10 protein-coding genes and 1 riboswitch are annotated in these 12,129 nt (G+C 63.6%); of the genes, 6 read left to right on the top strand and 4 right to left on the bottom strand.

Translation table 11 applies throughout. The annotated features are described in order from the left end of the window. Positions 1–95: 95 nt before the first annotated feature. The gene (locus H7A76_RS21350) at positions 96–917 is read left to right on the top strand and encodes a M48 family metallopeptidase (protein ID WP_185700333.1); all 822 of its coding nucleotides are present in this window, start codon (positions 96–98) and stop codon (positions 915–917) included. 75 nt (positions 918–992) lie between these two features. Here H7A76_RS21350 and H7A76_RS21345 read toward each other — a convergent pair whose 3' ends face one another. The 3 genes from H7A76_RS21345 to H7A76_RS21335 all read right to left on the bottom strand — a co-directional run bounded on the left by H7A76_RS21345 (position 993) and on the right by H7A76_RS21335 (position 3,835). Continuing rightward, the gene (locus H7A76_RS21345; RefSeq protein WP_185700332.1) at positions 993–1,577 is read right to left on the bottom strand and encodes a TMEM165/GDT1 family protein; all 585 of its coding nucleotides are present in this window, start codon (positions 1,575–1,577) and stop codon (positions 993–995) included. A gap of 76 nt (positions 1,578–1,653) precedes the next feature. Then, positions 1,654–1,788: riboswitch (yybP-ykoY riboswitch) on the bottom strand. Positions 1,789–1,840: 52 nt separating this feature from the next. Continuing rightward, positions 1,841–2,839, bottom strand: a complete 999-nt coding sequence (locus H7A76_RS21340; protein ID WP_185700331.1) for a class I SAM-dependent methyltransferase — start codon at positions 2,837–2,839, stop codon at positions 1,841–1,843. Between the two features lie 30 nt (positions 2,840–2,869). After that, positions 2,870–3,835, bottom strand: coding sequence for a 2-hydroxyacid dehydrogenase (locus H7A76_RS21335; protein ID WP_185700330.1), 966 nt, complete (start codon positions 3,833–3,835; stop codon positions 2,870–2,872). 84 nt (positions 3,836–3,919) lie between these two features. Between H7A76_RS21335 and H7A76_RS21330 the strand changes: the two genes are divergently transcribed. Next, the gene (locus H7A76_RS21330) at positions 3,920–4,549 is read left to right on the top strand and encodes a LysE family translocator (protein WP_185700329.1); all 630 of its coding nucleotides are present in this window, start codon (positions 3,920–3,922) and stop codon (positions 4,547–4,549) included. Here the strand turns inward: H7A76_RS21330 and H7A76_RS21325 are convergent. Next, the gene (locus H7A76_RS21325; RefSeq protein ID WP_185700328.1) at positions 4,533–5,306 is read right to left on the bottom strand and encodes an AraC family transcriptional regulator; all 774 of its coding nucleotides are present in this window, start codon (positions 5,304–5,306) and stop codon (positions 4,533–4,535) included. The genes H7A76_RS21330 and H7A76_RS21325 overlap by 17 nt on opposite strands. Positions 5,307–5,392: 86 nt before the next feature. On the opposite strand from H7A76_RS21325, the gene H7A76_RS21320 reads away from it, so the two are divergent. The 4 genes from H7A76_RS21320 (at position 5,393) to H7A76_RS21305 (ending at position 12,031) form a co-directional block, all read left to right on the top strand. Beyond that, complete coding sequence (locus tag H7A76_RS21320; protein ID WP_185700327.1) at positions 5,393–6,577, top strand: MFS transporter; 1,185 nt, start codon at positions 5,393–5,395, stop codon at positions 6,575–6,577. A 145-nt stretch (positions 6,578–6,722) separates the two neighbouring features. After that, on the top strand, positions 6,723–8,405 hold the full coding sequence (locus H7A76_RS21315; protein ID WP_185700326.1) for a fatty acid--CoA ligase: 1,683 nt from the start codon (positions 6,723–6,725) through the stop codon (positions 8,403–8,405). 338 nt (positions 8,406–8,743) lie between these two features. After that, positions 8,744–10,636, top strand: coding sequence for a DUF1302 domain-containing protein (locus H7A76_RS21310; RefSeq protein WP_185700325.1), 1,893 nt, complete (start codon positions 8,744–8,746; stop codon positions 10,634–10,636). Between the two features lie 30 nt (positions 10,637–10,666). Next, complete coding sequence (locus tag H7A76_RS21305; protein WP_185700324.1) at positions 10,667–12,031, top strand: DUF1329 domain-containing protein; 1,365 nt, start codon at positions 10,667–10,669, stop codon at positions 12,029–12,031. The last annotated feature ends 98 nt before the right edge of the window (positions 12,032–12,129 follow it).

Below are 12,129 nucleotides of genomic sequence, written 5' to 3'. Positions count from 1 at the left end.
GCCTGTGTCCCAATTGCGAGCAAAAAGCCATTTTGCATCTGGCGCGGATACCAACTCGCCCTTAGGATACGCGCCATGTTTTCAGGGAGGTTTTCATGAAGAAGAAGTCATTGGTTGTATGTGCGCTGAGCGCCGCGGTATTGCTCAGTGGTTGCGAGACGGTCAACACCACCAACGCAGGTGTAGTGGGCGTGGACCGCAAACAGTCCATGTTCAGCATGGTATCCAGTGCCGAGGTCAACCAGTCCTACGCACAGTCCTACCAGGAGACCCTGAGCGAGGCCAGCAGCCAGGGCGCGCTGGACAAGACCAGTGCCAACGCCAAGCGCCTGCAGGTCATCGCCAACCGCCTGATTGCCCAGGCCCCGAATTTCCGTCCGGACTGCGCGCAGTGGAAATGGGAAGTCAACCTGATCAAGAGCGATGAGCTCAACGCCAACTGCGGTCCTGGCGGCAAGATCATTTTCTACTCCGGCCTGATCGAGCAGTTGAAACTGACCGACGATGAGATCGCCGCGGTGATGGGCCACGAGATCGCCCACGCCCTGCGTGAGCACGGTCGCGAGGCGATGTCCAAGCAGTACGCGCTGGGTGCCGGCAAGCAGATCGCGACCCTGTTCGGTGTTTCTCAGCAGGCGGTTGCCCTGGGCGACAACGGCGTCAACCTGTTGATGACCCTGCCCAACAGCCGCGAGAACGAGAACGAGGCGGACCTGATCGGCCTGGAGCTGGCGGCTCGCGCCGGCTACAACCCGAACGCGGCCATTACCCTGTGGAACAAGATGGGCCAGGCTGCCGGTGGTTCCGCGCCGCCCGAGTTCATGAGTACTCACCCGGCTTCCACCAGCCGTATCGCTTCGTTGCAGGCGGCGATTCCCAAGGTGATGCCGCTGTACCAGCAGGCCAAGAAGCCCTGATCCACCGCGTCATCCGATGATGCATTCGCCGGCAAGGCGTTCCCGCAACGGGGGCTGCCTTGCCGGCGATTTCGTTTACAGCCAGCCGCTGCTCTGCATGGCCTTGTACACCGCGACCAGGGCCAGGATGAAGAACGCCGATGCCGCCAGGCGCCGGATCAGGGTCAGTGGCAGTTTGTCCGCGGCGAAATTACCGGCAAGCACCACTGGCACGTTGGCGATCAGCATGCCCAGGGTGGTGCCGATGATCACCAGCCACAATTCCGGATACTGAGCAGCCAGCATGACCGTGGCGACCTGGGTCTTGTCGCCGATCTCGGCCAGGAAGAAGGCGATCAGGGTCGTCAGGAAAGGCCCGAACTTGCGCGCGGTGGTGGCTTCGTCATCGTCCATCTTGTCCGGCACCAGGGTCCACAGCGCGGTGGCGGTGAAGCTGGCGGCGAGGATCCAGTGCAGGGTCGCATCCGAGAAGAAGCTGCCGAACCAGGCACCTACCGCACCGGCGGCGGCATGGTTGGCCAGGGTCGCGGCGACGATGCCGGCGATGATCGGCCAGGGTTTGCGAAAGCGCGCAGCCAGGATCAGGGCAAGGAGTTGCGTCTTGTCGCCGATTTCGGCCAAGGCAACGATTGCGGTGGGAACGAGCAGGGAGTCCAGCATCAGGGTTTTCCTAAGGGGCGGGTCGACACGGCTATGACACGTACAGCCTTCCCGCCCCGGGTAAGGTGTGCGTGTCATAGGTCTTGTCAAACCCGGCAGCCCGTCTGTGCGGACTCTTGGGTCGCATGCGCCATGGTCTGTGGACCAAGTATGTTGACGCATGCCGGACGAGCGTGGCGCTCGTGGGAGACTACTCCCCTAGGACGGAGCGGATTCTGCCTAGGCAAAATCCTTTCGGCAAGCCTTGTTTGTGAAAAAGACGCTCAGCCGCGCTTGGCCCGATAGATGCGGAAACCATCGCCTTCGGCCTTGATCGCGCAGGGCCCCAGGTGCTCCTCGATCAGTGGCTGATAGCGCAGGAAACTGTTGGCGACTACCCGCAGTTCGCCGCCTTTTTCTAGATGTTCCCTGGATTTTCTCAGCAGGTTTTCCGTGGCCTGGTAGTCGGTGTGGACCCCGGTATGGAACGGTGGGTTGGTCAGGATGCAGTTCAAGCCCATGGGCGCGGCATCGATACCGTCCCCGGTCAGGACTTCGCCTTCCAGGCCATTGGCGGCCAGGGTCAGGCGGCTGCTCTGGGCGGCGAAGGCGTCCACGTCCAACAGGGTCACGCGGGTTTGCGGATAGCGGCGCTTGACCGTCGCCCCCAGCACCCCGGCGCCGCAACCGAAATCCAGCAGGTGGCCGGCGGGCAAATGGTCCAGGTGCTCGAGCAGCAGCGCGGTGCCGCGATCCAGGCGGCCATGGCTGAACACGCCGGGCAGGCTGACGACCTTCAGCGGCCCTTCGGCCAATGGCAACAGGTACTCCTGGGCCAGGCTCTGCAGGGCCACGGGTTCGGGGGCGTTGCTCACCGTGACTTGCCACAGCTGGCAATGCCTGGCGCTATCGAGCTTGCGCGGCTTGCCGAAAGCGGCGAGTTGCTTGGCGGTACTTTCCACGCCGGCGCGTTTTTCCCCCACCAGGTACAGCTCGCGTCCGGCCAGGCGCGAGGCCAGGGCGTTGAGCAGGTAGTGGGCCAGGTCCTTGGACTTGGGCAGGAACAGCACGGCGCTGTCGAAGGCGCTGTCCGGGGCGCTCACCCCGAAATGGCAGCGCTCCGGGAAGCGGGCCTGCAGCGCTGTGTGGTCGCCGGCGTGCCAGCTCCAGCCCTGGGCGGCCGGCAGGCGACCGAGCAGGTCATCGGCGCTCAGGCCGGCCAGCAGTACCGGGCCCTGGAACAGCTCGGCCTGGCGTAAGAGTATTTCGCTGCGTATATCCATCGTCCGCACCTGAAAAAGTGGCGCAGTCTATCAATTCACGACCCGCAGCGGTTCACCATTGAAGAAAGCCCGGGCATTTTCCACCAGTTGGCCGACGATGCGCTGGCGGGCTTCGCGGCTGCCCCAGGCGTTGTGCGGAGTCACGATCAGGCGCGGGATATCGGCTTCCAGCAAGGGGTTGCCGTTGACCGGCGGTTCGACGCTCAGGACGTCGGTGGCCGCGCCACCCAGGTGACCGCTGCGCAGGGCGTCGGCCAGGGCCTGTTCGTCGATCAGCCCACCGCGGGCAGTGTTGATCACCAGGGCCCCGGGCTTGAGCTGCGCCAGCTCACGGGCGCCGATCAAGTTGCGGGTGTGTTCGTTGAGCGGGCAGTGCAGGGTCAGGGCGTCCACCTGGGGCAGCAGTTCGTCCAGGGGCAGGCGATCGGCGCGCAGCGGGCGTCCGGGAATCTGTCCCAGGACCACGCGCATGCCGAAGGCCTCGGCCAGGCGTGCTACCGCGCCGCCCAGCTCGCCATGGCCCAGCAGGCCCAGGGTCTTGCCCGCCAGCTCCATGATCGGGAAATCCAGCAGGCAGAACTGGCTGGCCTGCTGCCAGCGTCCGGCAGCCACGGCCTGTTGATAATCGGCGACCCGTGTCGCCAGGTTGAGCAGCAGCATCAGGGTGTGCTGGGCCACCGACGGCGTGCCGTAGCCCTGGCAGTTGCTGACGGTGATGCCCTGGCGCCGGGCGGCTTCCAGGTCGATGTTGTTGGTGCCGGTGGCCGTCACCAGGATCAGTCGCAGGTCGGGGCAGGCGGCCAGGGCCTGGGCGTTGATCGCCACCTTGTTGCTGATGGCTACCCGGGCTCCTTGCAGGCGCTCGGCCACCTGTTCCGGGGACGTATGGGCATGCAACTGCAAGGGACTGAAGCTGGCATGCAGCGCCCCCAGATCCAGGTCACCCAGGTCCAACGAACGGTGATCGAGGAAGACGGCGCGGCGATTGTCGGTCATGAACTGTACCTTTCGTGCGAGGAAACCAAGGCGTAATCTGCCGAGCCTAACAGATGAAATAATTAGACATATACAGGAGCCAGCATGTACCTCACCGAGTTCTTGACCGTTGCCCTCATCCATCTGCTGGCGGTGGCCAGCCCCGGCCCGGACTTTGCCGTGGTGGTGCGCGAAAGCGTGACCCATGGTCGTCGCGCCGGCACCTGGACCGCCCTGGGAGTGGGGTCGGCGATCTTCCTGCACGTGGGGTATTCGTTGCTGGGGATTGGCCTGATCGTTTCCCAGTCCATCGTGCTGTTCAACGCCCTGAAGTGGCTGGCCGCCGCCTACCTGCTGTACATCGGCTACAAGGCCCTGCGTGCCCAGCCAGCCAAGCCGGCCACGGACGACCTGCACAAGGAGGCCGGCGTGCGCACTGCCCGCGGGGCCTTCGCTTCAGGTTTCGTCACCAATGGCCTGAATCCCAAGGCGACCCTGTTTTTCCTCTCGCTGTTCACCGTGGTGATCAACCCCCATACCCCGCTGGCGATCCAGGCCGGCTACGGGGTCTACCTGGCGGCGGCCACGGCCCTGTGGTTCTGCCTGGTGGCCATGCTGTTCAGCCAGCAACGGGTGCGTGCCGGCTTCGCCCGCATGGGCCATTGGTTCGATCGCACCATGGGCGCGGTGCTGATCGCCATCGGCGTCAAGCTGGCCTTCACCGAGATGCATTGAGGGCACTGAGCTGGTTCAGGGACGCCACGTAATGCCGTGGCGTATCCCCGAGCAAGCGCTGGAACATGGCGCTGAAGGCCCGGGCGCTGCCATAGCCCAGTGAGTCGGCCACGCTGTGCACGCTTTCCCCGGCGAGCAGGCGTGGCAGGGCTTCCATCAGGCGCAACTGTTGGCGCCAGGCATTGAAATTCATCCGCACCTGCTGCTGGAACAGCCGCGCCAGGGTCCGTGAGCTGGCGCCCACCTGCTGTGCCCAATCCTCCAGGGTGTAGCAATGGTCGGGAGTGCGCAGCAGGGCCAGGCAGATGGCTTGCAGGCGCCGGTCCTGGGGCATCGGGATATGCAGCGGCAGGTTCTCCAGGCCGGCGATCTCCTCCAGCATCAGCTGCTGGATCAGCGGGTTGCGGGCCTGCTTCGGGCCTTGCACCGCGCGCAGGATCAATTCCCGCAACAGCGGCGTGACCGCCAGTACGCAGCACTGTTGCAAGGATGCCGGGCAGAGCTCGGCGGCGATGAACAGCGTGCGCATGCGCACTTCCCCGGCCATGAAGATCTCATGCTCCACCAGCGGTGGGATCCATACCGCGCGGGTGGGAGGGATGACCCAGGCGCCATGGGCGGTCACCAGGCGCATGGTGCCGCAGGCGGCGTAGAGGAACTGCGCCTCGTGATGGCAGTGCAGCGGCTGGTGCGCGGCATCGGCGTAGTCCCGGGAGTAAGCGCTGACCGGGCCCTGCTGGAAGTGGCTGATTAACATGTCCGTTTTGATGACTTTGTTGTCCAGAATGCTGTTTGTCGCCAACCTAGCATAGGCGTCACCTTCACAACCTGCAGCGTGCCGCCATGAATCAAGCCCGAAATGTCATCCGCTACGTCAATGCCGCCCATGTCATCGACCACATGTTCATGCTGATCTACCCGGCGGCGGTACTGGGCATGACCCAGGCCTTCGCCATGGACTATGCCGCGCTGATCGGCTTGTCCCTGGGTGGTTTCATCGCCTTCGGCGCCTGTTCGCTGCCGGCCGGCTGGCTGGGCGACCACTGGAGCCGCCGACGCATGATGATGCTGTTCTTCTTCGGCATCGGTGGTTCCTCGATCCTCACGGGCCTGAGCAACAACCCGGCAACGTTGACCCTGGGCCTGACCCTGATGGGGGTCTTCGCCGCCATCTATCACCCGGTGGGCACGGCGATGCTAGTGGCCTACGCCCGCAACCGTGGGCGCGAGATCGGTATCAACGGCATGTGGGGCAACCTCGGGGTGGCCTTCTCGGCGCTGCTCACCGGCTTCCTGGTGGCCCGCTTCGGCTGGCGTTCGGCATTCATCCTGCCAGGGGCCGTGGCGATCGTGCTGGGTATCGGCTTTGCCTGGCAGGTGCGTGAGGAGCCGATCCCGGCCCGGGCCCATGCGCCGCTCAAGGGGCAAGGCGGGCAGCAGATCTCGATGTTCCTGGTGTTCGCTGTCCTGGCGCTGGCCACGGCCACCGGCGGCGTGGTGTTCAACGCCACCACCATGACCTATCCGAAACTGTTCCAGGAGCGCTTGCTGGACGTCTTCACCTCGCCGCAGACCCTGGGGCTGGTGGTGAGCCTGGCCTACGCCTTCGGCGCGGTGGCGCAGTTGACCATGGGCCGGCTGTTGCATCGCTTCAGCCTGAAATGGCCATTCATCGCCATGACCCTGTTCCAGGGGCCGTTGTTGCTGGCGCTGGCCCATGCTGAGGGCTGGAATGTGATTGTGCTGGGCGCGGCGTTCATGTTCGTGGTGTTCGGCCAGGTCACGGTCAACGATGCGATGGTCGCCAACTTCGTCGCCCCCCAGTGGCAGGCCCGGGTGTTCGCCCTGCGTTACTGCCTGTCGTTCGGTGCCAGCGCCACGGCGATTCCGCTGATCGCCCTGGTGGAGCCGCGCCAGGGCCTGGCCGGGTTGTACCTGATCCTGGGCGCGATCGCGGCGCTGACCTTCGTCGCCGCCCTGGCTTTCCCCCGTACGCCGGCCGAAGCGGCGCTGGGCCAGCAGGCATGAAGGCACGCAGGGCCGCGCCGATACTGGCCTGGAGCCAGTATTGGGCGGCCCTGCAAATCATCCCTTTGGCTGATTTGGCTGGTGCGCAGGCACTCTAGAGTGAATATTCTCCAGTTACGATCGAGCCGTCAGAAAAGGGATTCTTATGTTGCAGACTCGCGTTATCCCCCCTGCCGAAGGGGCCTACCAATACCCGCTCCTGATCAAGCGGCTGCTGATGTCCGGCAGCCGCTACGAGAAGACCCGCGAGATCATCTATCGTGACCAGCTGCGCTACACCTATCCGACCCTGATCGAGCGGGTCGCGCGCCTGGCCAACGTGTTGACCGCGGCCGGGGTCAAGGCCGGGGACACCGTGGCGGTAATGGACTGGGACAGCCATCGTTACCTGGAGTGCATGTTCGCCATCCCGATGATCGGCGCGGTCATCCACACCATCAACGTGCGCCTGTCGCCGGAGCAGATCCTCTACACCATGAACCACGCCGAGGACCGCTTCGTGTTGGTCAACAGCGAGTTCGTCGGCCTGTACCAGGCCATTGCCGGACACTTGACCACGGTGGACAAGACTCTGCTGCTCACCGATGGCGAGCAGAAGAGCGCTGATCTGCCGAACCTGGTGGGCGAGTACGAGACCTTGCTGGCCGCCGCCAGCCCGCACTACCAGTTCGAGGACTTCGACGAGAACTCGGTGGCCACCACCTTCTACACCACCGGCACCACCGGCAATCCCAAGGGCGTGTACTTCACCCACCGCCAACTGGTGCTGCACACCATGGGCGTGTCGACCATCATGGGCGCCATCGACAGCGTGCGCCTGCTGGGTACCAACGACGTGTACATGCCCATCACGCCGATGTTCCACGTGCATGCCTGGGGCCTGCCCTACGTGGCCACCATGCTGGGCCTCAAGCAGGTCTATCCGGGGCGCTACGATCCCGAGTACCTGGTGGAGCTGTGGCGCCGGGAAAAGGTCACCTTCTCCCACTGCGTGCCGACCATCCTGCAGATGGTGCTCAATGCCAAGGCGGCCCAGGGCACGGACTTCGGCGGCTGGAAGATCGTCATCGGCGGCAGCGCCCTGAACCGCGCGCTGTACGAGGCCGCCAAGGCCAGGGGCGTGCAATTGACGGCCGCCTACGGCATGTCCGAGACCGGGCCGCTGGTGTCCTGTGCCCACCTCAACGATGAACTGATGGCGGGGAGCGAGGACGAGCGCACCACCTACCGGATCAAGGCCGGTGTGCCCGGTCCCCTGGTGGAGGCGGCGATCATCGATGCCGAGGGCAACTTCCTGCCGGCGGACGGCGAATCCCAGGGCGAGCTGGTACTGCGCGCACCCTGGCTGACCGAGGGTTATTTCAACGAGCCACAAAAGGGCGCCGAGCTCTGGGAGGGCGGCTGGCTGCATACCGGCGACGTGGCGACCCTGGACGGCATGGGCGTGATCGATATCCGCGACCGGATCAAGGATGTGATCAAGACCGGTGGGGAGTGGATCTCGTCCCTGGACCTGGAGGATCTGATCAGCCGGCATGGCGCGGTACGCGAAGTAGCAGTGGTGGGCATCGCCGATCCGCAATGGGGAGAGCGGCCGTTCGCCTTGCTGGTGGTCCGCGAAGGCCACGAGATCGGTGCCCGGGAGCTCAAGGAACACCTCAAGCCATTCGTCGAGCTGGGGCACCTGAGCAAGTGGGCCATTCCCACCCAGATCGCCCTTGTTACGGAAATTCCCAAGACCAGCGTCGGCAAGCTCGACAAGAAACGCATCCGCGTCAACATCAGCGAGTGGCAGGCCAGCAACAGCGCCTTTCTCTCCACCCTCTGAGCCTTTCCCGCCGTGTCCGCCCGGGCACGGCGCGCCCACCCTGCAAGCCTTTGCCTTGTACTCGCGGATTTTTCCGTCATCCTTGCCGGCCATTTTTCAACGGTTATGGCAACGGACCGCTCCAGCACGGCCAGATGGGCTGCAAATCACACTTTAGAGGGATCAAGCAGTAATCCTTGCTGGCTATAGTCCGCTGACAGTCTTTTTCGAGGGACGGGGCATTGCGGGGTATTGGCGCCACGCAAGCCCAGGGCCTGTACCAGTGTGCTGGTGCCGGTAGCCGGGGCGGTCTCGGAAAAACCAACTGCCATAACAATAATGCACATGGAGTAGCGTCGATGACATCAGCAAACCAGTTCTGGCGCCGGGCGAAACTGCCCCTGGCCGTCGGTCTCGCCTCCACGCTCGCCGGGCCCGCATTCGGCGTCACCTTCAACGTCGGTGAAATCGAAGGCAGCTTCGATTCGTCCCTTTCCCTCGGTGCCAGCTGGTCGACCGCAGGGCGCAACAAGGACCTGATCGGAGTCAACAACGGCGGCAAGGGCTTGTCCCAGACCACCGACGACGGCCACTTGAACTTCAACAAGGGGCAGACCTTCTCGAAGATCTTCAAGGGCATCCATGACCTGGAGCTCAAGTACGGCGATACCGGTGTGTTCGTGCGTGGCAAGTACTGGTACGACTTCAAGCTCAAAGACGAAGACATGGACTTCAAGAACATCAGCGACAGCAACCGCAAGGAAGGCGCCAAGTCCTCCGGCGGGCAGATCCTCGATGCCTTCGTCTACCACAACTACTCCATTGGCGATGAACCGGGTTCGGTGCGTTTGGGCAAGCAGGTGGTGAGCTGGGGCGAAAGCACCTTCATCGGCGGCGGCATCAACTCGATCAACCCGATCGACGTCTCGGCGTTCCGCCGTCCCGGTGCCGAAATCAAGGAAGGCCTGATTCCGGTCAACATGTTCTACATCTCGCAGAACCTGACCGAGAACCTGTCGGCCGAAGCCTTCTACCAATTGGAATGGGACCAGACCGTCACCGACAACTGCGGGACTTTCTTCTCCCAGCCGGACAACATTTCCGATGGCTGCGATGACAACCTGCGACTGCTGGCCAAGCGTTCGACCATCGCCGCCACGGCCCCGGGGCGAGCTGCGCTGGCGGCGATGCGAGCCCGTGGCGTCGACACCAACGAAGAGGGCACCCTCGTGCGCCGCAGCGGTGACCGCGATGCCCGTGACGACGGCCAGTTCGGCGTGGCCTTCCGCTACAACTTCGAGCCGCTGGACACCGAGTTCGGCGCCTATTTCATGAACTACCACAGCCGCGCGCCGATCTTCAGCGCCACCGCGGCGCCGAAGTCGGCCTATGCCATGGCCCCGGGCTTCGGCGCCCTGGCCCCGGTCTGGATCGCCGGCAACTCGAAGTACTTCGTCGAATATCCCGAGGACATCCGCCTGTACGGCCTGAGCTTCTCCACCACCCTGCCTACAGGGACCGCATGGAGCGGCGAGATCAGCTACCGGCCGAACGCGCCGGTTCAGTTGAACAGTACAGATCTCCTCTATGACGCTGTTCGTGGACTGGGCGGTATCTACACAAACGCTTCGTTGCTTAAGCACAATCCTGGAGAGGACTCTCACGGCTACAACCGTAAGGAAATTACCCAGTTCCAGACCACCTTCACCCATTTCTTCGATCAGGTCATGGGTGCCAGCCGCTTGACTCTTGTCGGTGAGTTGGGCGTGACCTATGTGGGTGGACTGGAGAGCAAGTCCAAAGCCCGTTATGGCCGTGATCCTGTATTTGGCCCGGGCAAACTACCTGCCACACCTACCGGGTTGAATACCTGCGAGATTCTTGATCTAGGCACCATAAATGGAGCAGGTCCTGGAGCAAGTACCAGTAATGCCACCAAAAATTGCAACAACGATGGTTTTACGACCGCCACCTCCTGGGGCTACCGCGGCCGGGCGATCTGGGAATACCCGGATGTGTTCGCCGGCGTGAACCTCAAGCCCAACGTGGCCTGGTCCCATGACGTCAAGGGTTACTCACCAGGCCCTGGCGGCAACTTCGAGGAAGGCCGCAAGGCCATCAGCCTGGGGCTGGACGCCGAGTACCAGAACACCTACACCGCGAGCCTGGCCTACACCAACTTCTTCGGTGGCGACTACAGCACCGTGGATGACCGGGATTTCCTCGCCTTGAGCGTTGGCGTGAACTTCTAAGCACACTGCATTTTCAGGAAGAACAACAATATGAAAATCACCAAGAGTCTGTTGCACGTCGGTGTGCTGGGACTGTCGCTGCTGGCTACCGGAGTCATGGCTGCGGTATCGGCCGACGAGGCCGCCAAGCTGGGCACCAGCCTGACGCCGATGGGCGCCGAGATGGCCGGTAACGCCGCCGGCACCATCCCGGCCTGGAAGCCGCTGGCGACCAACGCCGGCAGCGTGGACGGCAAGGGTTTCCTGTCCAATCCCTATGGCAACGAACAACCGCAGTTCACCATCACCGCGCAGAACGTCGAGCAGTACAAGGACAAGCTGGCACCCGGGCAGTACGCGATGTTCAAGCGCTACCCGGACAGCTACAAGATGCCGGTATACGCCACCCACCGTGGCGCTACCGTGCCGGCTGATGTGTTCGCCGCCATCAAGCGCAACGCCACCAAGACCAACCTGGTCTCCGGCGGCAACGGCCTGGAGAACTTCGAGACGGCGATTCCGTTCCCGATCCCGAAAAGCGGGGTCGAGGTGATCTGGAACCACATCACTCGCTATCGCGGCGGCAGCGTGACTCGCCTGGTGACCCAGGCCACTCCGCAAGCCAACGGCTCCTACAGCCTGGTGTACTTCCAGGACCAGTTCGTGTTCCGCGACAAGATGAAGGACTACGACCCGAAGAACCCGGGCAACATCCTGTTCTACTTCAAGCAGAAGGTCACCGCCCCGGCGCGCCTGGCCGGTGGCGTGCTGCTGGTGCACGAAACCCTGGACCAGGTGAAGGAGCCGCGTTCGGCCTGGGTCTACAACGCTGGCCAGCGTCGTGTGCGTCGCGCCCCGCAAGTCTCCTATGACGGCCCGGGTACCGCGGCCGACGGCCTGCGTACCTCCGACAACCTGGACATGTACAACGGCGCTCCGGATCGCTACGACTGGAAGCTGGAAGGCAAGAAGGAGATGTACATCGCCTCCAACAGCTACAAGATCGACTCGCCGACCCTCAAGTACGCCGACATCATCAAGGCCGGCCACATCAACCAGGACCTGGCTCGCTACGAGCTGCGCCGGGTCTGGCATGTGGTCGCGACCCTGAAGGAAGGCCAGCGCCACATCTACGCCAAGCGTGACTTCTACATCGACGAGGACACCTGGCAGGCCGCGGTGATCGACCATTACGACGGTCGTGGCCAGCTGTGGCGCGTGGCCGAGGCCCATGCCGAGGACTACTACGACAAGCAAGTGCCCTGGTATGCCCTGGAAACCCTCTACGACCTGCAGTCTGGCCGCTACCTGGCACTGGGCATGAAGAACGAAGAGAAACAGGCGTATGACTTCGGCTTCACCGCCACCACCAGCGACTTCACCCCGGCCGCCCTGCGCCAGGACGGAGTCCGCTGATCCGCGTTACCCCTTAGAGGCCGCATCCTCGAAAATTGCCCCGGCTGGTTCGGGGCTTTTTTTTGTCTGCGCGATAGGTCCGGGCCAGCTGACGTAGA

The sequence above is a fragment of the Pseudomonas sp. MSSRFD41 genome (assembly GCF_014230245.1).
Taxonomy (GTDB): Bacteria; Pseudomonadota; Gammaproteobacteria; order Pseudomonadales; family Pseudomonadaceae; genus Aquipseudomonas; species Aquipseudomonas piscis.
This window is presented reverse-complemented; position numbering and strand designations above follow the sequence as displayed.

Bases quoted from the DNA above. Each gene is read 5' to 3' on its own strand.
- H7A76_RS21350 (WP_185700333.1), top strand. From the start codon at position 96: ATGAAGAAGAAGTCATTGGTTGTATGTGCGCTGAGCGCCGCGGTATTG.
- H7A76_RS21345 (WP_185700332.1), bottom strand. From the start codon at position 1,577: ATGCTGGACTCCCTGCTCGTTCCCACCGCAATCGTTGCCTTGGCCGAA.
- H7A76_RS21340 (WP_185700331.1), bottom strand. From the start codon at position 2,839: ATGGATATACGCAGCGAAATACTCTTACGCCAGGCCGAGCTGTTCCAG.
- H7A76_RS21335 (WP_185700330.1), bottom strand. From the start codon at position 3,835: ATGACCGACAATCGCCGCGCCGTCTTCCTCGATCACCGTTCGTTGGAC.
- H7A76_RS21330 (WP_185700329.1), top strand. From the start codon at position 3,920: ATGTACCTCACCGAGTTCTTGACCGTTGCCCTCATCCATCTGCTGGCG.
- H7A76_RS21325 (WP_185700328.1), bottom strand. From the start codon at position 5,306: ATGTTAATCAGCCACTTCCAGCAGGGCCCGGTCAGCGCTTACTCCCGG.
- H7A76_RS21320 (WP_185700327.1), top strand. From the start codon at position 5,393: ATGAATCAAGCCCGAAATGTCATCCGCTACGTCAATGCCGCCCATGTC.
- H7A76_RS21315 (WP_185700326.1), top strand. From the start codon at position 6,723: ATGTTGCAGACTCGCGTTATCCCCCCTGCCGAAGGGGCCTACCAATAC.
- H7A76_RS21310 (WP_185700325.1), top strand. From the start codon at position 8,744: ATGACATCAGCAAACCAGTTCTGGCGCCGGGCGAAACTGCCCCTGGCC.
- H7A76_RS21305 (WP_185700324.1), top strand. From the start codon at position 10,667: ATGAAAATCACCAAGAGTCTGTTGCACGTCGGTGTGCTGGGACTGTCG.